Origin of the sequence: uncultured Methanobrevibacter sp. (assembly GCF_902770715.1) — an archaeon.
Classification (GTDB): Archaea; Methanobacteriota; Methanobacteria; order Methanobacteriales; family Methanobacteriaceae; genus Methanocatella.
The window spans coordinates 1-22,457 of sequence record NZ_CACXTS010000008.1; the positions used below are offsets into that span (position 1 = coordinate 1).

27 protein-coding genes are annotated in these 22,457 nt (G+C 34.7%); 4 read left to right on the top strand and 23 right to left on the bottom strand.

The window, feature by feature from the left end; translation table 11 throughout:
- Positions 1 to 89: 89 nt before the first annotated feature.
- The 7 genes from QZU81_RS03135 to QZU81_RS03165 form a co-directional block, all read right to left on the bottom strand.
- The gene (locus tag QZU81_RS03135) at positions 90 to 212 is read right to left on the bottom strand and encodes a hypothetical protein (RefSeq protein ID WP_295589385.1); all 123 of its coding nucleotides are present in this window, start codon (positions 210 to 212) and stop codon (positions 90 to 92) included.
- Positions 209 to 670, bottom strand: coding sequence for a hypothetical protein (locus QZU81_RS03140; protein WP_295589386.1), 462 nt, complete (start codon positions 668 to 670; stop codon positions 209 to 211). Before QZU81_RS03140 ends, QZU81_RS03135 begins: the two co-directional genes overlap by 4 nt.
- Before the next feature lie 22 nt (positions 671 to 692).
- On the bottom strand, positions 693 to 965 hold the full coding sequence (locus tag QZU81_RS03145) for an STAS-like domain-containing protein (protein ID WP_295589387.1): 273 nt from the start codon (positions 963 to 965) through the stop codon (positions 693 to 695).
- A 14-nt stretch (positions 966 to 979) separates the two neighbouring features.
- On the bottom strand, positions 980 to 1,813 hold the full coding sequence (locus QZU81_RS03150) for a hypothetical protein (RefSeq protein ID WP_295589389.1): 834 nt from the start codon (positions 1,811 to 1,813) through the stop codon (positions 980 to 982).
- Between the two features lie 237 nt (positions 1,814 to 2,050).
- Positions 2,051 to 3,217, bottom strand: a complete 1,167-nt coding sequence (locus QZU81_RS03155) for a site-specific integrase (protein ID WP_295589391.1) — start codon at positions 3,215 to 3,217, stop codon at positions 2,051 to 2,053.
- A gap of 66 nt (positions 3,218 to 3,283) precedes the next feature.
- Positions 3,284 to 4,312, bottom strand: a complete 1,029-nt coding sequence (locus tag QZU81_RS03160) for a M42 family metallopeptidase (RefSeq protein WP_295589392.1) — start codon at positions 4,310 to 4,312, stop codon at positions 3,284 to 3,286.
- Positions 4,313 to 4,412: 100 nt separating this feature from the next.
- Positions 4,413 to 5,486: a Coenzyme F420 hydrogenase/dehydrogenase, beta subunit C-terminal domain gene (locus QZU81_RS03165; protein WP_292826017.1), complete on the bottom strand. Its 1,074-nt coding sequence runs from the start codon at positions 5,484 to 5,486 to the stop codon at positions 4,413 to 4,415.
- Between the two features lie 250 nt (positions 5,487 to 5,736).
- Between QZU81_RS03165 and QZU81_RS03170 the strand changes: the two genes are divergently transcribed.
- Complete coding sequence (locus QZU81_RS03170) at positions 5,737 to 6,495, top strand: flavodoxin domain-containing protein (protein WP_292851654.1); 759 nt, start codon at positions 5,737 to 5,739, stop codon at positions 6,493 to 6,495.
- Here the strand turns inward: QZU81_RS03170 and QZU81_RS03175 are convergent.
- Entirely contained in the window at positions 6,490 to 7,995 is a 1,506-nt protein-coding gene (locus tag QZU81_RS03175; RefSeq protein WP_292826023.1) for a HEAT repeat domain-containing protein, read from the bottom strand. The two genes, QZU81_RS03170 and QZU81_RS03175, sit on opposite strands and share 6 nt — an antisense overlap.
- A gap of 1 nt (position 7,996) precedes the next feature.
- On the bottom strand, positions 7,997 to 9,034 hold the full coding sequence (locus tag QZU81_RS03180) for a ribonuclease H-like domain-containing protein (protein WP_295589394.1): 1,038 nt from the start codon (positions 9,032 to 9,034) through the stop codon (positions 7,997 to 7,999).
- 345 nt (positions 9,035 to 9,379) lie between these two features.
- Between QZU81_RS03180 and QZU81_RS03185 the strand changes: the two genes are divergently transcribed.
- From QZU81_RS03185 to QZU81_RS03195, 3 genes are read left to right on the top strand one after another with little or no spacing between them, the layout of a single operon-like run.
- A complete protein-coding gene (locus QZU81_RS03185) occupies positions 9,380 to 9,763 on the top strand; it encodes a hypothetical protein (RefSeq protein WP_292826029.1) in 384 nt (127 codons plus the stop codon).
- 12 nt (positions 9,764 to 9,775) lie between these two features.
- Positions 9,776 to 10,513 carry a 4-phosphopantoate--beta-alanine ligase gene (locus QZU81_RS03190; protein ID WP_292826032.1) on the top strand — a complete coding sequence of 246 codons (738 nt, stop codon included), beginning with the start codon at positions 9,776 to 9,778 and terminating at the stop codon, positions 10,511 to 10,513.
- A 5-nt stretch (positions 10,514 to 10,518) separates the two neighbouring features.
- Entirely contained in the window at positions 10,519 to 11,058 is a 540-nt protein-coding gene (locus QZU81_RS03195; RefSeq protein WP_295589397.1) for an AAA family ATPase, read from the top strand.
- Here the strand turns inward: QZU81_RS03195 and QZU81_RS03200 are convergent.
- The 14 genes from QZU81_RS03200 to gatC form a co-directional block, all read right to left on the bottom strand.
- Positions 11,053 to 11,736, bottom strand: coding sequence for a TIGR00289 family protein (locus QZU81_RS03200; RefSeq protein ID WP_292826038.1), 684 nt, complete (start codon positions 11,734 to 11,736; stop codon positions 11,053 to 11,055). The genes QZU81_RS03195 and QZU81_RS03200 overlap by 6 nt on opposite strands.
- A gap of 4 nt (positions 11,737 to 11,740) precedes the next feature.
- Positions 11,741 to 12,544 carry a hypothetical protein gene (locus QZU81_RS03205; protein WP_292826041.1) on the bottom strand — a complete coding sequence of 268 codons (804 nt, stop codon included), beginning with the start codon at positions 12,542 to 12,544 and terminating at the stop codon, positions 11,741 to 11,743.
- 75 nt (positions 12,545 to 12,619) lie between these two features.
- Entirely contained in the window at positions 12,620 to 13,048 is a 429-nt protein-coding gene (locus QZU81_RS03210) for a class III signal peptide-containing protein (protein ID WP_292851648.1), read from the bottom strand.
- On the bottom strand, positions 13,049 to 13,918 hold the full coding sequence (locus tag QZU81_RS03215) for a prepilin peptidase (protein ID WP_292826047.1): 870 nt from the start codon (positions 13,916 to 13,918) through the stop codon (positions 13,049 to 13,051).
- Positions 13,919 to 14,013: 95 nt separating this feature from the next.
- Complete coding sequence (locus QZU81_RS03220; RefSeq protein WP_295589399.1) at positions 14,014 to 15,630, bottom strand: CTP synthase; 1,617 nt, start codon at positions 15,628 to 15,630, stop codon at positions 14,014 to 14,016.
- A 67-nt stretch (positions 15,631 to 15,697) separates the two neighbouring features.
- Positions 15,698 to 16,051, bottom strand: a complete 354-nt coding sequence (locus QZU81_RS03225) for a hypothetical protein (RefSeq protein WP_292851642.1) — start codon at positions 16,049 to 16,051, stop codon at positions 15,698 to 15,700.
- A gap of 10 nt (positions 16,052 to 16,061) precedes the next feature.
- Positions 16,062 to 16,835, bottom strand: coding sequence for an alpha/beta hydrolase family protein (locus QZU81_RS03230; protein ID WP_295589400.1), 774 nt, complete (start codon positions 16,833 to 16,835; stop codon positions 16,062 to 16,064).
- 9 nt (positions 16,836 to 16,844) lie between these two features.
- A complete protein-coding gene (locus QZU81_RS03235) occupies positions 16,845 to 17,252 on the bottom strand; it encodes a GNAT family N-acetyltransferase (protein WP_295589402.1) in 408 nt (135 codons plus the stop codon).
- A complete protein-coding gene (locus QZU81_RS03240; RefSeq protein ID WP_295589403.1) occupies positions 17,252 to 18,616 on the bottom strand; it encodes an MATE family efflux transporter in 1,365 nt (454 codons plus the stop codon). The genes QZU81_RS03235 and QZU81_RS03240 overlap by 1 nt, the downstream gene beginning before the upstream one ends.
- Before the next feature lie 8 nt (positions 18,617 to 18,624).
- Entirely contained in the window at positions 18,625 to 19,260 is a 636-nt protein-coding gene (locus QZU81_RS03245) for a flavodoxin family protein (RefSeq protein ID WP_295589404.1), read from the bottom strand.
- A complete protein-coding gene (locus QZU81_RS03250; RefSeq protein WP_295589405.1) occupies positions 19,261 to 20,472 on the bottom strand; it encodes a cofactor-independent phosphoglycerate mutase in 1,212 nt (403 codons plus the stop codon). It abuts the gene before it with no gap.
- A 31-nt stretch (positions 20,473 to 20,503) separates the two neighbouring features.
- Positions 20,504 to 21,523: a homoserine dehydrogenase gene (locus QZU81_RS03255; protein WP_292851630.1), complete on the bottom strand. Its 1,020-nt coding sequence runs from the start codon at positions 21,521 to 21,523 to the stop codon at positions 20,504 to 20,506.
- A 12-nt stretch (positions 21,524 to 21,535) separates the two neighbouring features.
- Positions 21,536 to 22,021: an amino acid-binding protein gene (locus tag QZU81_RS03260; RefSeq protein ID WP_295589407.1), complete on the bottom strand. Its 486-nt coding sequence runs from the start codon at positions 22,019 to 22,021 to the stop codon at positions 21,536 to 21,538.
- 10 nt (positions 22,022 to 22,031) lie between these two features.
- Positions 22,032 to 22,247 (bottom strand): Asp-tRNA(Asn) amidotransferase subunit GatC, encoded by a 216-nt coding sequence (gene gatC, locus QZU81_RS03265; protein WP_295589409.1) that lies wholly within the window; start codon positions 22,245 to 22,247, stop codon positions 22,032 to 22,034.
- Positions 22,248 to 22,457 lie beyond the last annotated feature (210 nt).

Consider the following 22,457-nt stretch of genomic DNA (forward strand, 5'->3'; position numbering starts at 1 on the left):
GGTGTTCTAATTTTTTATGTAGCCAGAGTTTTGGGTGAGAAGTTGCAGCTTCTACGACCCCTTACTCTTTTACAAACATTAAAAAATACTTATTTTTCACTGTTTTTTGCCCATTTTTGTATAACTTGTGTTTTATTATCTGGATTACGTTTCTTTTTCTTATCTTTATACTTGGATTTTTCAACAACATCATTGTCAACATAGATCTTCATGCTATCACTATTGACCCTACAGTGAGTATTGTTAAGAATAATCCTAATATGAAAAAGTAAAATGCATATCTTGAATCCACACCTTTTTCATGAATTATTCTGCGATTATATTCAATTGCTTCATCATAGTCACCAACAGCTCCACTAACATAATCATCTAAACTAACATCATACTCATAATGATAACAAACAGATTCATTAGTAGGGTAAATCTTATATTCCTTAATTATACAAGATTTAATGAATAATAATGCAGATATGAAATATGAGATTAATGAAAATAATAAAAATACGGCACCTATTGCAGTTACAGTATTAGGAAGAACTGTTACCTGAACAGTCATCATTATCCCTAAAATACTAATCATCTGGAAAGATTTATTGTCTAAATCACGAATTCCATCTTCGATTATCTGATAGGCAGTTTTCATATTTTGCATTGTGATATTATCATCCATACTCTTTTCCACATCCATTTCATTATGATAAGCAAGTTTCCTGATAATCCTCTTCAACTACTTCTAACAATCCTTTCACAAATTCAGACATATTAGACTCTATAATGCGTACTTTGGAATTGTGTTTTTGAAAAACATATTCCTGTGCAAAGGATCTACTCATGAATTCAATATCTTTAAAATCCAATATTGCTTCAGTTTCATTTTCTAAATCTTGAAATAATTTCTTTGCAGTTGTCCTCATTCCCAATTTTTTGGCGAATGTTTTCTCAAGATTTATCTCAACAGCATTCATTTTTAAATCCTCCCCTAATCAATTTCATTTTTCATATATTCTCTATGTTTTATATATTCATGTATATTTTTTATTTTATTAGTATTTATTCTTAAAGTTACAAAGGTACCATCAATATAAGGCATTTTTCTTTTCCAAGTTCGAACCCCTTTTTTATTAACTGTGCATACACCATTACGAGATGCTATAAGCATTTCCTCGCCGAAACCTAAAGATGTGATATTTGCACTGGTGTTTAATCCTCTCCCATGAAGATTATACTTTTCTTTATCTGTTGTTCTTCCGTTAATGGCCTCATAAATTGCTTCTGAATCATCTGTAAATTCTAGTCCTTCCTGTTCAAAACTTCCTGGTATGCTAATTCCATCATCAATAATGCAGATGTCAATTGTATTTACTGTGGGATATTTTTGACATAGGATATATGCGTTTTCACAGTAGGAATGTTTATAGATGTTGGTTAGCATTTCATAAAATAATACGTTTACACTTTGAGCATCAACGTGAGAATGCATTAACAATACAATTTCATCAGTTAAATCTGATAAATACAATTCAGTTCTATCTGCTACTTGAAAATAATCGTCATATTGGAAAGTTTTTAATTTGCGTAATGGAATGGTGGTGTCTGTACATTTTTTCTTGCCTAAAACTTTTTCTAAATAAGATTTGGTGGCTAAATGAGGTCTGTATTTGTGGATGTCATGTAGTTCCATATATTGTAGTATTGGAAGTAATGTTGGTGGTGCAATGAATGAGTATCTTGACAAATCCATTACTTGTTGTCCTTGATTATCTTTAATTATTCTGTCTACTTTTCTTAAATTGTTTATTAATGATGGTGGCATAATTTTATCACTCCTTTGAAAAAAATATGCTTTTCAATTAAATGTTAGTTTTTTATATATTTAAAAGTTTTTATTTAGTTTAATTAAACATTGTTTAATTTAAATTAGTTTTAAGTAAACTTTACGGCATGTATTTTTGAAGATTTTAATCGACAAACAAACAAACAATAACCAGAAAAATTGTTGATTGTTTCAATTTGAAAATATTGTTTTCACAACAAAATTTTACACTAAAAATTATGAAAACAGATCTTCCAAATCATCACTATTATTCTTCATAGCAGCATTAATTTTCTCATCAATACGAGCATCAATATTATCAACAATCTCTTGATAATGTTTATTCTGTTCCTTCAAAATTGCATTCTCGTTTTCCAACTCAACAAATTCTGGTGATTTGATTTCCAATGTATTCACATCAAGATTAATAGTTAAACAACCTAAATGTTTAATATATTTTTCTTTTAGTCTACTTGGATCTTCCGTGAAATATGATGAATGAGTTAAATCTTTGCTCCTGCCTTGCAATGCGTCTACTTCTTCAAGACTCATTCCATTATTGTATAAATTAGTTGCATGAAACTTTCTAAGGATATGACTTTTAAACTTATTATGAGCTCCGATTTTCCCTAAATTCAATGTATTGTTTATTTTTGCAAAATGTCTTTCAAAATATGCAACATTACATTTAAACAAGGGTAATTCATTAAGGTTATCATTGTCTAAATCTTCACGCAATAATAAGTAATTAATTATCTCCTTATTTGCTTCAGGACTGCAAAAAGTATAATAATATTTATTTGTTTTAATCCTTTTCAGATAAAATGTAGGTATGATATCTTTATCATGCATTAACTGTACTGCTTTGGATAGGTCATTTGTATTGTGGTATTCTTTTGTTGCATCAAGATAATCTTGTATTGTTAAGCTTAATGTTTCTGCTCTTGCACATCCAGATGAACTCATAAAAAGGATAATGGCCCTCATTAATGGATTTGCTATTTTTAATGTTTTTTTTATTAATTCTTTATCAGGCAAATCTTTAAATTTTAATGGTTCTGATAGTTTAATATTCTTTTTATTGACTGCTGGCAGGTCATGTATTTCTATTTCATGGTGTTTGTAGAATGTTTTGATTAGTGCAAATTTTAGTTCTGCGGTGCTTTTGACATAGTGTTCATATAAATAGTTTCGATAGTTTATTAAACGTTGCTTTAGTTTCCGGTTTTTCCAGCGTATACCGTTTTCTTCTTCTGTGTCTGCTTCTTTTAACAGTTCTGATAATGGTTTTTCTTGGAATTTTGAGTAAAAGTTTAGGGCGATAGTGTATTGTTCTTGTGTGCCTTTTTTTAATCGCCTCGCTTTTACAAATTCCTCTATAATGGTATTATTGTTCATGTTCATATCTTTTATACTCCCATACATTTTGGTTTTTTGTGAGAGCATTTGAAAAGTAAACAATAATATAACTTATAATTTGTTTATAGCTTCAGTAATTAATTTAATGGTTGCTTCAATATCATCCATACTGCATACGCTTACAGGAGTGTGGATGTAACGGGTAGGCACAGATAAAACACCGGTTGGAATTCCTTCACGGGTCAAATGGATTGCAGTACCGTCGGTTGTTCCTCCGTCACTTACTTCTAACTGGTATGGAATTTCGTTTTCATCACCGGCTTCAATGAGCATGTCTTTGATGGATTGCTGGGTCAATATGCCTCTTCCGCTTGCATCAGCCAAGATGATTGCAGGACCTTTACCCATAACAACAGGTGCCTCTTCAGGCTTGATTCCAGGATGGTCACCTGATAATGTCACATCAAGCGCAATGGCTATGTCCGGATTTAATTTAAATGATGAAGTTTTTGCTCCTTTAAGACCAACTTCTTCCTGTACGGTACCAACACCGTAGACAGTAGCTCTTGTGTTAACTCTTTTTAAAACTTCTATCATTACATAACAGCCTACACGGTTATCCAATGCTTTACCCATAATCAAATTATTAGGATATTCGACAAATAAAGAATTAAAGGTCATTTTATCTCCAATTCTGACCATTTTTTCAGCTTCGTCCTTGTCCTTTGCACCGATATCAATAAACATGTCTGTAGCTTTAACAACCTTGTTTTTTTCTTCTGCAGTTGTTACATGAGGTGGTTTTGAACCTATTACACCAACTACCGCTTCGCCAACGGAAGAGTGTACAGTAACAGTTTGGTTCATGAGCATTTGATCATTAATTCCACCGATATTTGAGAATTTAATAAAACCGTTATCATCAATGTATCTTACCATTAAACCGATTTCATCCATATGGGATGCTAACATTACAGTAGGTGCCTTTTTTTCACCTTTTTTGGTTGCAATTAAGTTTCCCATACTGTCAGTTTCAATTTTATCAGCTACATCTTTTAATTCACGTGTAATAATTTTAGCTATTTCCTCTTCACTACCTGATACACCAGGTGCCAAGGAAAGCTCTCTCATTAATTCCATCGTATCACCATTAAATTTTATAAATTTAATTATATTAAATAGTTTCTATTAGATGAAAATTAATTAATTAAAAAAAAATAAGAAAAAAGGTTTTAAGCCATCATTTGTCTAAAGCTTTAAAACCAATCGGTGTAGTACTGTATTTTGTTCCGGCAGCCATAATCACATCTTGGACTGATGAGGTGAGCTTTGATTCGGGTCTCCAAGGTGCATCTTTATCCTGACCGACAATTGACACTTCGTCAACGATTTGATTTTCAAGCAGATATACCAAAATAGCTGAAACTACACCACCATCCTGACCTATTATGGAATTTGCCTTTACTGAATAGATTTCAAGATAGTTTCCAAGAGGTTTTTCGTCAATGTCTTCCGGATAAATCTTATCGCTTACAAATGTTCTTGGACAGGCAAAGTAGCATGCGTGACAGTCCTCATCACAATTTCCCTTGATTACCGGTTTTCTGCGATTGATATGAATTATATCTTTTGGACAGACATATTCACAGGCACCGCATAAAACACAGGATCCAACACTTATCACATCATTCTGCAGGTTTTCAAACTGGCAAAGACTTGACTCTTCTATGAATTCCTCTTCAGTTATTGCCCTTTTTGATAAGACCGGCCTTGCAACAGCTTCCCTTTTTTTATAGTTTTTTGTGTTTCTTGAAATTTTCTGATTGGCTATTCTTTCCAGCAGATTCAATCCATTATCGGAAATGTTTTCTGTTGTAATGTAACCCTTATCAATTGCATCTGCAATTATTTCCTGGCCTTTTCTTGACCTGACAATCACTGTTGAGTAACCTTGCGGAGAACCGACTGACCCCACTGAAATATCGGATACATCTGATGTATAATCAGTACATATGTGGCAGTTTTTACGGGTGAACGGTTCTGTTTCTGCAATTGGGATTGAAAATACATTACCATCAATCAGATAGGCAACGAATCTCCCCTTATCTATTCTGAATTCCTTTACCTCATACAATTCTATACCTTGTTGCTTTAAATATTTCTCAAGATATGAATATGAAAAGTTTTCCATGCAGAACAGACCTATTTTCACATCAATAGGGGATCCACCAGTTTGTTCACTATACCTGTTAATTTTTGTAGCCGCCAATATCTGACAGGGAGTTCCTACCATTGCGGTTTTGATTTCGCTCACTTTTTCACCTCATTCAATAGACCGGAAGACTACTTCCACCAAACATTATTTTTGGCATTAGGTATATTTAAAGTTTTTTAAAAAAATGAACAAAATTTCTAAAATACATTTTTTAATCTCAATTAGTTTAAAAGAATGAAATCCAAAATTTAAAAATTAAACAAATATGAGCTGATTTCATATAAAACTGAAAATGGATATTCGAAATTATTAAGTTATTGTAAAGCCAAATATCAAAATAGGTGAGAGTATGTCTAAAGTGATAAGTATATTTTTTAGCCCATCAGGGACAACAAAAAAGGTAATCAGCAAAATAGCAGGCAACTTCAAACAGGAAAAGGAATCTTGCGATTTGCTGCATTTTAATGATAACAAATCATTCGACGAAAAGGATATCGCCATTGTTGGAATGCCAGTATTTGCAGGAAGAATTCCGAAAACTGCACGCGAAAGATTATCAAAATTAACCGGAAACAATACAAAGACAATAGCTGTTGTGAATTATGGAAATGCACATGTGACAGATGCATTGCTTGAATTGGTTGAATTGCTTAAAGAAAATAACTTTGATGTCATTGCAGCCGCATCCACCATCAGCCACCATTCAATATTTGACGGTGTTGCAGTTGGAAGGCCCGACCAAGATGATGTTGAAAAAATTAACGGTTTTGCACAAAAATGTATTGAAAAAATAGAATCCGGCGAGTCATTGCAATCAGAAATTCCAGGTAACAAGCCATATGTGGACTACAAACAGCTTCCATTCACAATAAGCTGTGATGAAAGCGTGTGTGCATTCTGCTATGATTGCGTTTCAATTTGTCCTGAAAAGGCTATTCCTGATGATGACCCCGTCGATACTGACCTTGATTTATGCTCAAGATGTACCGCATGTATCCATATCTGTGAGGAAAATGCTAGAAGCTTTACTGGAGACGCATTTGAAACTAAAAAACCTGCATTTGAAGAAGCAAACAGCGAAAGAAAAGAGCCCGAGTTCTATCTATAAACTCATCCTCTTTTTAGCTACGTTTCTTACATATTCATTTTCATCGTTGTTTGAAACTTCTTTTAGAACTTTTTTACTTACTATTTTTTTGGCGGCAGCTTCACGAACCCTCCATGAAGAATCGTTTTTGACGACATCCGCTAAATAATTTTGATTTCTGATTAGGGAAACAGCTCTGACTGAAATATTTTCTGAAATTCCCTGCTCATATATCTTCATCAGACATTTTTCAACTTTAATCTTATTCAATGCCTTTAATGAAAATTCTTCATCTTCATTTGCAAGAACGATTCTTATCAATGTTTCCAAATCGTTTACATTATCCAAAGTGGATTTTCTAATAGAGTCGATTTTGGCATTTTTCAATATATCAATGAAATATTCTTCACTTTCAATGTGCTTTAAGGCCTCATTGGCTATATCCTCATGAGTTGAATTAATGGCAATGTATGTAAAATCCTTTTCGTCTGCAATGGCAGGATTTGAAATAGCATGATTGCGCACAAACTGGTCTTCATCTTCCAAAGCTATTTTAATTAACTCTTGTGGATTTGATAAGTTATTTACTGCAATCTGTCTGACAAATCGGTCATTCTCTGTGGAAATGATTTTAAGCAATGATTTTTCATCGGAAATCTTCTTGACCGCTTCACTTCTGACTACCTTATCACTGTCCTCCAAGGCAATCTGAACCAGAAGATCCTCATCATCTATCTTATTTACCAAATCGCTTCTGACATCTGATTTTGAAGAATTCAAGACAATGCTTTTCAATATATCGGGATTATCAATCTTATCAAATATCAGTGATCTGACCTTTGCATTTTCTTCGCTTTTGGCGATTTCAGCCAAGATTTCTTCATTTTCTATTTTTCCGATTGCCGCTCTTTTGACCTGTTCATCCTTATCTTCAATAGCTACTCTCTTAAGGATTTCCTCATCATCGAATGAATCCTTTAAGACACATGCTCTTCTAATGGATTTGTCATTGGATTTGAAAACCAAATCATATAGGACCTCCGGACTGCTGATCTTTTCTACGGATGCATTTCTATACCTTTTATCCATAGCCTCAATTGCAATCCATTCAAGGGTTTCCTCATCGACGATTTTATTGTAGATATCATCAACAGGAGCGGACTTTTTGGTGTTGATTACGATTTCTGCAATTGATTTGTTATTTTCACCTAGCCTTTCCCATGCAAAACTCCTTACATCAAAAAACTGAGAGTTTTCGGCAGCGTCACGAAGCAGGTTTTCATCCTGGATTTTATTAATTGCAATTAATCTTATTGCCCTATCCTTAACGTTTTTAGACAAATCTAACGCTACGAACTGGTTAGTAATCTTGTCTGCAGCTTCAGCCCTTTTAACTCTGTCCTTATCAGTGGTCGCTATCTTTTTTAAAATAAGCTGATCCTCATCAATTTCCACTTTGTCGGGAATTTTTACCTTCTTTTCAGCCTTATCGTTTTTCTTAAATCTATCGAATAATCCCATTTTAATTTACGTCCTCATACATTTTCTTCAAAAAGCTTGCAAGCGAAACAATATCTTGACAGTTATGTTCTATTATTGGTACAACCGGACCGATATTATTTTCCATTAGATAAGTATCATAATAACCGGGGATATACTGGCCCGGAACATCGCCCTCACGTTCTATTCCAAACATTTCCCGTTCGATTGTCTGAAGCTGGCAGTTTGGAAGATTCTCTTTCCAGAGATTTTTTGCAAAATACATCAAATCCAGATGAGGCAGATTTAAATCCGCTTCAATTCCATTATACAGGCTTCTATTTTTTATAAACGGCACATCAAAACTCTTTCCATTGAATGTGACATGCACCGAATCCTCATCCAAATGACTCAGGTAAGCTTCAATGATATTCGGCTCCTCTCTGTAATCCCTTAAAAAATATTGGGAGGATATAATCTTGCTTCCCTTTATTTCAGCAACACCGATCAAAATGATTGGAACGTTTGAAAGGCCTTTTGTCTCGATATCCATGAATTTGAAGTTTTCAGGTTCGGTCAAGCTTATGCATTTAATCAGATTGTCCCTGCATCTTTTAGAGTATCTGTTGCTGTCCAAAAGATCAACTATCTCTCCGAAGGACATGTCATCGATTTCATTCAGGAATTTTGAAGCGATATCACAATATTTGTCATGGCCTTTAAGGGATTCTATGGTTGCATAACCCTTATTTTTAAGGTTTTCTTCAGTTTTAAGCCCAACTCTTGGAAGCAACTTAAGATTATGGTTGATTTGACTTTTAAAATCATTATCGGCAATGTCAAAGTCCATCTTTTCCTCATTTGTTATTTTCAACACATCACCACATGATGTGGAGCAGACCTTGCAATTCATTACGTCGCTTAATGATTTATTATCATATTTTATCAGGAGTTTTTCTTTTAAATCCTGGAAATATGCACTGGACAATGTTTTTCTCTCTTGTTTTTCATTTTTTGGAAGATTTAACTGCTTTAATATTGAATTTCTTATATCTTCCTCATGCTTCCAATATTCTGTCATTCAATTAAACTTTATAAAAAGGGCAATATATATTTTTTTAATAAAGTATACTTGATTTTTTTTAAATTATAATAACATTTATATAGTGTAACTATCAAATAATTTAATTGGCTACAAAGTAGCCAGAGAGATAGATTAAACAGCCAAATTTTAAAATTCATTTCTCTAAAAGCTTGTTAAAACAAGTTGTTAGATAGTTAATACCTTTATTAACTATCTAACCATCCCAAAACCTATTTTTTGATAATTTTTAAAAAAAGAAAATTTTACAATCTAATCTCAACTTAGTAAACTTTATAAGAATTTTTAATCATAAATATTATTAATTATTCTTAAGGTTTTACTATGAAAATTAAATTAGCTATCATATACGGGATACTCACATGGCTGATAACCTATGTGCTCTCAGAAATTTTCAATCCGATTTTTACGGATAACCTCCCGCATATCAACATAGTAGTGCCAATAATAATTATAATCGTAACTGGATTTTTTGGAATACTTTACATTAGAAATATCGATAAAAATGAAGTTATTGAAGGCTTTTTGGCAGGAGTGATATTCATCATGATGGATGTTATCTGCGATTATATCTTTTTAATTATACCGCATTCCACAGCATTGATTATTGAGGATTATCCTTTGCATATGCTTTCAATGATTATAATAACCTTACTAATAACAACATTTTTAGGATATTTGGCTCAAATGAAAATAGACTTAAAATAAGGAGAATTAAAAATGATACCAAAATCACACCCTCGCTATGAATCATTGCTTTTAAGAGACAAGATGGTTAAAGCAGCGCAAGAGGGTTACTTAGCAGATTCAGCATTGATTGCACATGGAAGAGGCGAAGCTTTTGATTATTTGATTGGTGAAAAAACAACATACCCTGCAAAAAGAGCAATGTATGTTGCTGTAGCAGCACTCCTTTTATCAAATAATCCTGTAATCTCAGTCAATGGAAATGCCACAGCGTTGGCCATTGATGAAATAATTGAATTAGCCAATGCAATAGACGCTAAGATTGAAATAAATCTTTTTTATAGAACTGATGAACGTGTTAAGCTAATAACACAACTATACAAAAATCATGGTTACAAAAACATCCTCGGAACACTAGACGACGATATCGAGTATATCAATGACATACCAAACAATAGAGCGACAGCAAGCAAAAGCGGAATATATTCAGCGGACACAATATTAATACCTCTTGAAGATGGAGATCGAGCTGAGATATTGAAAAAAGGTGGAAAAAATATAATCACTATTGATTTGAATCCTCTTTCAAGAACATCAAAGATGTCTGACGTTTCAATTATGGACAATATTGTAAGGGCGATTCCATTCATGACAAAGATAGCCGAGGATTTGAAAACTCAAGACAAGAAAGTATTGATTGATATGGTAAATGACTTCGATAATGAAGAAAATCTAAAAGAATCATTAGAGCAAATTAGAATTAAAGAGTGAATATTATGAAAGTAATGGGAATATCTGGCATGCCCGGTTCTGGAAAAAGTTTTATTTCAGATATCGCAACTGAAAGAGGAGCGATTATCGTAAGTATGGGCGATATTGTACGTGAAGAAGCTAAAAAAAGAGGAGAAAGTTCTAAAGAAACCGCTAAAAATTTAAGAGCGGAATTTGGACAATATATCATTTCTGAATTAACTATTAAAAAAATAAAAAAACTCCAGGAAGAAGGTATTGAAAACAGTATCGTTGTGGAGGGCATAAGGAGCCTTCATGAAGTGGACATGTTTAGAGAAGAATTCGACAATTTTATTATTGTGTCTGTCTTTGCAAATCCTACCCTAAGATTCGAAAGATTGAAACTTAGAATGAGAGAAGATGATTCAACTGATTTTAATGTATTTGATGCAAGGGACAGGACCGAATTGGGTTTCGGAATCGGCAGCGTAATCTCCCTTTCAGACAAGCTAATTATTAACGAAAGTGACGTGGAAAGTTATTGCGAAAAAATTAATGAATATTTCGATGAAATCAATTTATAGCTTATCTTCCAAAACTGCATCTTCGATAATGTAAACACCACTATCAAGATGCCACTCTTTTTTATCTTTTAAAATTTTAATTCTTTTTTTAAAAATAGGACCATCAATAGCTAGAGTTTCGGCTTCACCGCCTTCAAAGGCGATATTGACCTGATATTTCTCATTAATCTTAACCAGTTCATCAATAGCCTCATCATCAATGACCCTGCCAAGCCAGGATTCATCCAAACCCCAAGCAGCAACGCCACAAATGATTATCTTAAATCCTAAGGAGACAATCTCTCTCATGTACTCCAATTCATCAACATGCCAATAAGGGGAAATGGCCTTTAGGCCAACTTCACTGCAGAGCTTCTCAATTCTTGACTTTTGATATGTTGAATAAAGAGCACCGGTGTATATTGCCTCAACACCCAAATCCTTAAGATTTTCGAACGCCATCTTCAAGTCTTTAAGCTCTTCTTCCTTAATCCCATCAGTTTCCGCAGATATTATCGGAATATCAAGGGCCTGAGACAGCAAATCAGTAATGTGAATATTAGGAACATGAAACATGTATGACTCATCATTTCTTGATTTCATTGAAAGAAGATATTTTACATCCTCTTTCGCTTCTAAAGCATTATATAATGCCATAGTGCTGTCTTTACCACCTGAAAATAATATTGCAACGTTCATGGAATTACCGTCTACGTTTTTCTTTTAAGAATTTTCTAAATCTTCTATATGCAGGAACGACAGAATCTATGTAGATTCCCATCAGTCCAACAACAACACCCAGAGCTCCGGAACATAGTGTAAATTGCATATTGGTCAGCATGGATGAGTTTGTATTGTTCACACTATCCTGAATAGGCCCTTCGATTGAAGTTGCAACAATACCCCTTTCAAGAAGATTCTGTTCAAAGCGATCAAGAGCTGTTGAATCAACAACCAATGTCGCATGAACCTGTGCGTAGGATATGGTTTCACCATAAACCAACTTATACCAATCAGAGAAAGATTTCAAAGCTTGGGAAGAAGTATAATTATCTGCAAGGGATATTTCAATACTTGATGAGTTTATAGTATAGTTTTCATAATGAGAATCAATATTTCCAACAATCTCCTCAAAATAATTATGCTCCCGCTCATTAAACGTCCACATAGGAATCGAAATTGAATTTTCTTTGAATGATTTGAAACCTTCAGTAGCAGATAAATTTTCCCTTAACTCCTTGGTATCTATTGAAGATGACAAATCCAGGTGTAAAGTCTCTTCATTATTTGGCATTGACTTCTCAAAAGCGCTTACCGCATTAGGTAACTCATCATAAATTGGATCCAGGAAAAACGCTCCCCCAATAGCTCCAATTAAAAAAGATACAACAAGCACTAGAATAATTTCTCGCTTAGGCATGAACTGCCTTAACATTCCAATTGAGAATACGAATACCATCATTAAAATAAATAAAACTAGGTAAATAATCGCAGTTATAAAATCCATATATTCACAGCCAGTAACTTATTACAATATTATAATATTTAAAGTGTAATAGTTAAATAATTTTGTATAAAATGACTATTGTTTATGGATTATCATATTGTCGCTGCCTACCGGCCATTCTACAATTATTGTATTTTCCCCTTTTTCTAGATTAATTGAAGTTTTCTTAAGATTTGAACTATAATATTCCTTTATTTCCTTATACTGATTACTTTTAAGCTTTAACTTGCAGGAAATATAATTATTTCCAGCAGTTACCTTGATGTTTTTTGGAGAATCCATGCTTATTGTCTGTTTTGATCCCTGACCTTCACCATAAACCTCCTTGACTGCATGCGCTACTTTCGACATGCCATATTTGACATTCAGTGAATCGGATACGTCAAGAGTATTTGAGATTGATTCTTCACTGAGAGGCAGCGTGAATACCATTAAAATAATCAGAGATATGGTAAAAATCAGGATGTATTCCAATGAAACCTGACCTCTGCTTTCCTTTTTCAATTAAATCACCAGATAAAAGTTTTTTATAAACATCATCATTACATCTCCATAAAATATTGTCACCGTCAAACCGGCCAATATTGCAGGGGCGAAAGGAAATGAAACCTTTATGGAGATTTTATCTGAAATTATATTCTGGGCATTCATAACCTTAAGCTGCAGAACTTCCATTCCTGTAAGTCCCCCGCCGTTTTGAGATTTGAAATAATATTTGAATTCATTATTGTCCTTTGTCTTATAAACACCCAAATTTCCATCGATTTCACCCAGCAATTCTATAATCTGCGGATTGTTGAAGTAGAAATCATTTACAATCATGCCTTCCTCCAAATCATTAACCGATACCATCTTATTCATCGTTGAGTTGACAACATACTTTAAACTGCCTATATTAAAGATGTTTACCAGAAAATCCACATTCCTGTTGAATATGCCATTCTTAATAATCAGCTGAACTAAGAAAACCAAAAGAAACGGGAATGAAATGATAATGCTGTTTATCACTACGCTGAATGAAAACGGATAGATTGACAGCTGCGGAAAAATATTCAAAAAGTTGATATTAAGACCAGATGGTATTACTGTAGCAATAGCAGTGAATAATTTTACATCGCCACCACCCCACATATTCAATTTCCACAACATAAAAGTTATAGCATTAGTGATAACCATTGAAATAAACGAAGCTAAAATGAATTTAATGTTACCTGAAATTAATGACAAAATCGCATTTGAGACCAATCCAAAAAGCAACAATGAATAGGTCAACCTGTTAGGAACAACATTCTTTCGTACATCATAAATTGCAGCCATTATGGAAAATAGCATTGTGATTATTATTTGAATTAAAAATATAGCTGTTAAATTCATGATTATAGTATTTAACTTCAAATAATATTAATTAGATAGAAAATAAGCTTATAAAATTGTTTTAAAAATATAAAATTGAAGAAAAAAAAGAAAGATTAATTTTTAGAAAACTCTTTGATAGCTTCTAAAAATGATTTAAATAATGGGTGTGGCCTATTAGGTCTTGATTTAAATTCAGGATGGAATTGGCAACCAATAGCCCATGGATGATTTGGAAGCTCTACGATTTCAACCAGGAAGTCATCAGGACTAGTTCCAGAAATAATTAAACCTTTTTCCTGTAAATCTTGCCTATAATCATTGTTAAATTCATATCTGTGCCTATGGCGCTCTTCAATATTCAATTCACCATATGCATCAAATGTTTTGGTACCTTCAACGATTTTGCAGTCATAGGAACCTAAACGCATAGTTCCACCCATGTTTTTGATTTTCTTTTGCTCTTCCATCATATCAATAACAGGGTATTCCAAATTATCGTCAAATTCAGAACTATTTGCACCAGGGTATCCATTGATTCTTGCAAACTGAGTTACCATACATTGCATTCCAAGACAGATTCCGAATAAAGGCACGTTGTTTTCGATAGCATATTCAACTGCATCCAGTTTGCCTTCAAAACCACGTTCACCGAATCCTCCAGGAATAAGAATACCATGCAATTCATTCATTGCATCCTGATCCAACTCTTCAACATCAGAGCTTAAGAATTTAATATTGGCTTTAACTCCAATGCTTGCAGCCGCATGAAGCAGAGATTCTCTGATACTGATATATGAATCTTCAAGTTCAACATATTTGCCCACAATGCCAATGTTGACAACAGGCTCGGTTATCTTTAAAGACTTGACTATATCTCTCCATTCATCCAATTTAGATGAATCCGGTTCGATATCCAAACCAATTCTTTTGACAATGAATTCACCAATGTTGTGCTCTTCTAAAACTAAAGGAACTTCATAAATTGTGCCTGCATCAGGAGTGTTTACAACAGCTTCATAGTCCACATCACAGAAATGAGCTATTTTTCCTCTTAAGCCATCATCAATTGGTTCTTGAGATCTGCAGACAATTACATCAGGATTTATACCGACACTTCTTAATTCTTTTGTGGAGTGTTGAGTAGGTTTTGTTTTGAATTCTCCAGCTGCATTTAGGTAGGGAATAAATGTAACATGGACGAACATAACATTTTCACGGCCTTCCTCATTTCTGAGTTGTCTTAATGCTTCAAGGAAAGGTTGGCTTTCAATATCTCCGACAGTACCACCAAGTTCCACTAAAACCACGTCATAATCTGCGCTTTCAGAATTTTCCCTAATCATTTCTTTAATACGATTAGTGATGTGCGGAATGACCTGTACACATTCTCCCAAGTATCCGCCTTCTCTTTCTTTAGCGATGACTGATTCATAAACCTTACCTGTGGTAATGTTGGCTAATCCATCAAGCTCAACATCCAAAAATCTTTCATAGTGACCAAGGTCCAAGTCAGTTTCCATACCGTCATGGGTTACGAATACTTCACCATGCTGATATGGATTGAGTGTTCCAGAATCCCAGTTTAAATAAGGGTCTATTTTAATAGCTGAAACTTTTAAACCATATGATCTTAAAATACGTCCCATAGACGCTGATGTAATACCTTTTCCGATTGAACTAACAACCCCACCAGTTATAATAATATACTTTGTCAGAAAAATCCTCTCCATTAATTATACTATAATTTTAGTTTTTTATGATATATAAAAATTTAATTTCCTTTATAAAATATGCATTTCAGCGATTATTTTTCCAATGATATAACTTATTCGATATGGCACTGCCCGTTTCATCAAACTGATACTGTCCCCCATCACCATAATTGGCAAATTGCTGCTCTTTTATGAACAGTTCGCAGGAATCATTAGGACCTTGTGAAAATTGTCCCTTTCTACATACCATACCATGAGACGCTCCATAAGGGCTTACGCTCCAAAAAGTGCAATTCAGACAGATTGCCTCACCATTATTCACCATCGAATCGAAATCATAGGCATCAAAATCATTCGAATCCTCCTCATTGAAAAATTCACAGCATTCACTGCAATAGTTATCCTCATCCAGTTCATTTCCGCAGTTAGGACATCTCATTCATATCACCTTATAATGTTTTAATGAATTCCTTAATATGCTTGTCACAAAATTCCCAAGTATGCTCCCCCGGAGCCTCAACAAACTCTGCATCAATATTTTTAGATTTTAAAAACTCATAGAAATCAACATTTTTATCATATAAAAAGTCATTTACGCCACAGGCCATGTAAATGTCTGGAATGTCTTCGCAGCTGTCAATCAGATATTTTGGATTTTTATCAGAACCCTTTACGCTTTCCAAATCGCCGAATATGGATTCATAAAAGTCCCTTGATCTCAACACATTGGTGTCACTGGCATAATCGGCTATGTCATCGGTTATCAATGCCGCTGAAATCATTCCAATTTTTGAAAAGTTCTGTGAGTATTTCAAACCGTTGCGGATAGCTCCATATCCTCCCATTGAAAATCCTGCAATGAATGTGTCTTCCCTTTTGTCTGAAAGAGGGAAGATATTTCTAGTGATATCCAGGAGTTCCTGGCCGACATATTCCCCATAGTATGCATGCGCTTTTTCATTGTCAATGTAAAAGCTATTCTCTCCGCAAGGGATTACAATAGCTATTCCGTTATCTTCCGCAAATTTCTGAATGGATGTGTTTGCCAAAAAGATATCATCACTGCCATACAATCCATGAAGCAGATACAGTGTCCTATAAGGCTGTGGGACTATCTCTTCGCTGTCCTGCAAGAAATGAATGTTATCGGATGGAAGAATCACACTAATAGATGTCCTTCTCTGTAAGCTTTTGCACTTGACGTCTCCCCTAAACAGAACCACATTATCACCTCAGGTCCACAATTCAGTAATGAACATCGGACTTGCATCTTCGGCTTTTTCAAATCCGCAATATTCATAAAACTTGATTTCATCATTGTATGCAACCACTACAATGCGCATGTAATCCTTATAGTGGTCTTTAATCCTTTGAAGCAATTCCTTTCCGATTCCCTTAAGTTGGTATTCCGGCCTCACCAAAAGATAATGAACATATGCATTCATTATGCCGTCATCCATTGCACATACCATGCCGACAAGCTTATCGCCGTCCCATGCGGAGTAAACGGTTTCGAAATTTTTCATTGCAATTGCCAATTTATCTGGGAAATGACCTGATGACCACTCAACAGATAAAAACAGATCTTTGAGTTCCTTTTTGCTGAAATTGTGCGTATTCTTATATACTATTCTATCCATTAAACCACCCTATATTCTGTCCATTTGTTTGAGAAATATCTGTAAACGTAAATTCCTGCCCTTACATACCAGTCAATAAACATAGCTATCCAAGTTCCGAACACTCCAATGCCCATCCAATCGGCTATGACATAGGATAATCCTATTCTGCAGATGAACATTACTGCCAGACTGATGTACATTACTGATTTTGAATCTCCTGCCCCTCTGAATGTAGAAGGCAGTGTGAAGGAAATCGGCCAGATTATTATTGCAAATATTCCATGCCAGATAACCATTTCCGTGGTCATTGCTGCAGTTTGAGCTGACAGGTTGTAAATGCCTAAAATTAGAGGCAAGCCTGCAAAAATCAACAGGTTTATGACAATATGTGAGATTATAACAATCACTAAGCATTTCTTATTATAATACCTTGCCTGTTCATAATCATTGGCTCCGACACATCTTGAAATGACTGCAGTCAAACCTAAATTGATTGCAAAACCGGGCAATACTGAAAATATTCCGATTGCATAACCAACTGAGTTTGCGGCTATCGCCATTGTTCCGAATGTTGAAACCAAACTTAAAACCAATACCCTTCCCAATTGGAAAAGCCCGTTTTCAACACCATATGGAATGCCGACCTGGAGAACTTTCTTAAGGATCTTAAAGTCAAACTTATGCTTTAATGTTCTTTTGATATGCAATTTATAGTCTTCATCAACAACGAAATGCAGTATCAGAATTGCAGCCAGTGCCCTTGAAATGACTGTCGGAATAGCCACCCCGCGAACGTCCCAACCAAGATAGTAAATGCATATTGCATTTCCAATAACGTTTAAGACATCGCAGACTAACAATATCTTCATTGGAAGTGATGCGTTATTGGTTGTTCTGAATATTGCTGCACCTGCATTATAAATTGCCAAAAATGGAATCGAAAGAGCTACAATATATAAATATACATCGGCATTTGCCCAAACATCCGCTTCAATTTGGCCAAATAATATCCCTATTAGAAATTGCCTTAAAATGACAACTGCAATCATCATGACTGTAGATAGGATAGTTGAAAACCAAATGAGCTGAGTTGCAGAGTTTTGTGCCTTTTCAATTTGATTGTCGCCTAGATACTGGCCGGCCACCACAGCCCCACCGGTTCCAAGAGCAGAAAATGAAAAAATAAGAAGCTGAACCAGAAAGTCAACTAAAGAAACTCCTGAAATAGCTGCTTCACCTAGCGATGCAACCATGATGGAATCGGCTAGGCCTACACAGAATTCCAAACCGTATTCTATTAAAAGTGGAATGAATAAGGCGAGTAATGCTCTATTTGAATAGATATAACCTTCAGGAGTTTTTATTAAGTTGCTAACGTTCATATAAAAATTTACCTTATAAAGTTTGTACGAGGTTTAGGCTCTTCGGTAACTGTTAAACCATTCTCAGCACCTGCTTCAAGACATTTTAAGAAAAATGCCATATTATGAGCCAATTGCCTCATAGTGCCTAATCCCTCTTCATCCTGCATTACTTCTTCAGGAGTGTTTCCATGAACCATATTCCAGTAAAAGGATGAAATGATAGGCATCTGGGAAATACCCAAATATTTGATTAACTGATCATAAGTTGCTGTTGTACCGCCTCTTCTTGCAGAGCAGACTACAGCTCCAGGCTTATGTTTGAATGCTTCTGCTCCGGCGCCGTGAGAGTTTGAGTAAAATGCGCGGTCTAAAAATGAGGTCATTGATCCGTTTGCACTTGCATAGTAAACAGGTGAGCCGAATACGAATCCGTCAGCATCATATGCTTTTTCGACAAATTCATTAACAACATCCTTGTCAAATGTGCATTTGCCCAATTCGCCGCATTTGCCGCATGCAATGCATCCGGTAATCGGTTTTGTCTTAATCCAGAATATTTCAGTTTCAATGCCTTCATCATTTAAGGTTTTTGCAACTTCGCTTAAAGCGGTATAGGTACAACCCCCTTTGTGGGGACTGCCGTTAACTAACAATACTTTCATTTAATAATCTCCATCTATTAATCTTTGAACAAGGAAATGTCCTTTTTTGAATTCAAGTGAACCTTTTTTAACACCCTCTTCATCAAATGATTCGCATTCATCACCTTCACGGGCTGAATCATAGATTACTAAAGGCACATTATCGCGAGTGTGTGTTCCAACGCTGATTGGAGTTGGGTGGTCAGGCAAAATTGCCACCCTGAAATCCTCGCCTTGCAGACTTTCGATAATCGGACCGACAATGCATTCATCGATTCTTTCAATAGCCTTGACTTTTTCAGCAGTATTTTTAGCATGTCCTGCTTCATCAGGAGCTTCAATATGAATCAACAACAAATCAGTTTCCTTCAATGCTTCAATACCATATTCTCCTTTTTGCTTGTAGTCTGTGTCAAAGTATCCGGTAGCACCCGGAACATTTACGATGTTCATTCCTGCAAAGTTTCCAATACCCTTAAGCAGGTCAACACCGGTGATTACTGAAGCGGTAATTCCATAGGTCTCTTCAAAGTTAGGCAAGCTTGGAGTTACGCCTTGTCCCCATAGCCATACCATATTGGCAGGAATATCTCTTTTTTGGTTAACTTCAGCATCTTTAAGGTATTCCTTTGACTCAAACATTATCTGTTGGATTTCCTGAGCCAGTTCACAGTCACCAAACAGATTATCGGCTAACTTTTCACCGACCATGTCATGAGGAGGAACTGTTTGGATGCTGGATAAGATTTCTGCATCTTCAACACTGTCACAGGAGTAGATGAACAGATGCCTATAGCTTACGCCTGTGTAGAATTTTCCTTTGAAATCAGGATATTTTTCATTGAAATATTCATTCAAACCTTTCATTAGCTCATCAGCCTCTTCAGTTGAAATGTGGCCTGCATTAAAGTCATCCATTTCACCATTTTCGCTGAATATTGTATTGCATCTGAATATTACATCGCACGGGGTTGTTGGAATGCCTTCGCTTCCGGCTTCCAATGGTCCACGGCCAGTATAGAAATCGGCAGGATTGTATCCGAAAATGCTCATATTGGCCACGTCTGAACCTGGGGTGTACTGTTCCGGAACATTATTTGTAAATCCGCCAAATCCGCCACGTGCCAATTTGTCTATATTTGGAGTATTTGCCACCATTAAAGGAGTTTTACCATCTAATTCGTCTACAGGATAATCGCTAGACCCATCTGGGATAAATATTACGTATTTCATGTTATCAAAAATAAATAAAAAAAGAATTTAATTAGTTTTTATTTTTTAAAATACTAATTAAATCAGTCAACATCGCAGAAGCAGTTTCAAGAGATCCTGCTCCAAGTCCAATTACGGATACTTCATCGGCCAAATCGGTTTTGATTGTAGCCATGTTTAAAGTACCGCTTACATCATAGGAACTTCCCCTTCTAACCAAACGAGGAGATACCTGCAAATTGTCAGGAGATACTTCAGCTATCAATTTGATTAAGTAGTCATCCTTTTTAGCCAGTTCAATAGCCTCGGAATTGATATTTGAAATACCTTCAACTTTAACATCACTGTATGTTGCGTCGATTCCTAAAAGGGAATTGGCTAAAATTACAGTTTTACAGGCTGCATCAATACCTTCAACATCTTGAGTTGGGTCGGTTTCGGCTATTCCTAAATCTTGTGACTCTTTTAAAATAACTTCATAATCTGACCCTTCAGAGGTCATTCTTGATAAAATGTAATTGGTAGTACCGTTTAAGATACCCTTAATTGATTTTATTTCACATGATGCCAATGTGTCTCTTGTGAAATTGATGATTGGCATTGATCCGCCAACACTAGCCTCATACTTAAATTCAACGCCTGCCTTTTCAGCAGCGCCAACAACTTCTTTGAATTTGAGTGCCAAATGTCCCTTATTTGATGTCACTACATCTTTTCCTTGTTCAAATGCTTTTAGTGTTAATGAAAGTGCAGGTTCCGCATCTTTAATATTAGTAGGAGTTGCTTCTATAAGACAATCGTATTCAACGGCATCCAAAACATCTGCACCACTTACATCAGACCCAAATTCAGGATATGCTGATAGTTTTCCTTCTTCATTCTTTGTCTTTACAAGTAACAATTCATCTAATCCATCTTGTGAGATTGCAGATGAAGATGAATCGGCTGCAGCTACAACCTTCACTGCAATACCTGTTTTATCCTTAATCAAATCCTTCTTCATGGAAAGCGCATTAGCCACACCTTGGCCAACTGAACCAAATCCCATGATAATGACTCTACATTCATCCATAATAATCATCACTTAAACTTCATTAATAACCAATAAATCTTTTTCTTCTGCAATTTCTGCAATTCTATTAAATACAGTCTGCTTTAAACCAATGTCCGCTTCAATATTAATTAATGCAGTTGATTTTTCTTCGCCGTTTAATTTAATATCAAATGCAACAATGACAACACCATCAAGAGCATTAATTCTGTCCATAGTGTCCCTTAAATCCTGATCTACAATATGACCAAAGAAAATAGTAGTTATTTTTTCCTTTTTAACAATACCATCCATTTCAATAATGGTGAATCCTAACTCTTCAAATTTGTTAACTACATTTTTAAGGTCTTCATGCTCTCCTTCCAAAGTTAGTTGAACTGGAACTTTACCATTGTCATTTTTATAGTCCCTTTTATGGATAACAGTTACCAGATTAGCACCAAATGCACTTATTGGTTCTAATGCTTTAACTAATTGTCCTGGACTGTCTAAAAGTTCTAGAACTAAATCCATTCTCATTTAAATCCCTCTAACCTGTCCAATCTGCTTTTTTAACAACAAGATTTCCTTCTTTATCAATCCTAGCGTTTCTTAATATTTTTTCAGGGTTTTTCGCTTGAGATTTATCTTCACGAGTTAAATTTAAATTATCAGTAATATACCAGGTTTCGTCTGAATCTGGAATGTCTTCTAATATTTTTGAGAATTTTTCAATAATGTCTTCCGCATCTTTTTCGATTGTCATAATAAAACTCCTATTAATTAATAATATAATTATTATGTTTTTTGATATTAATAAATGTAAAGATTTAGACTTGAAAAATAAGACTAAAATAAAAAATTTGATAAAAAAATAGACTATAAAACGTCAATATCCATATTGTAGGATTTCAATCCCACAATATTACCCTTTGGATATTGATTAACCCAATAAATCTAAAATAGATTTTTAAAA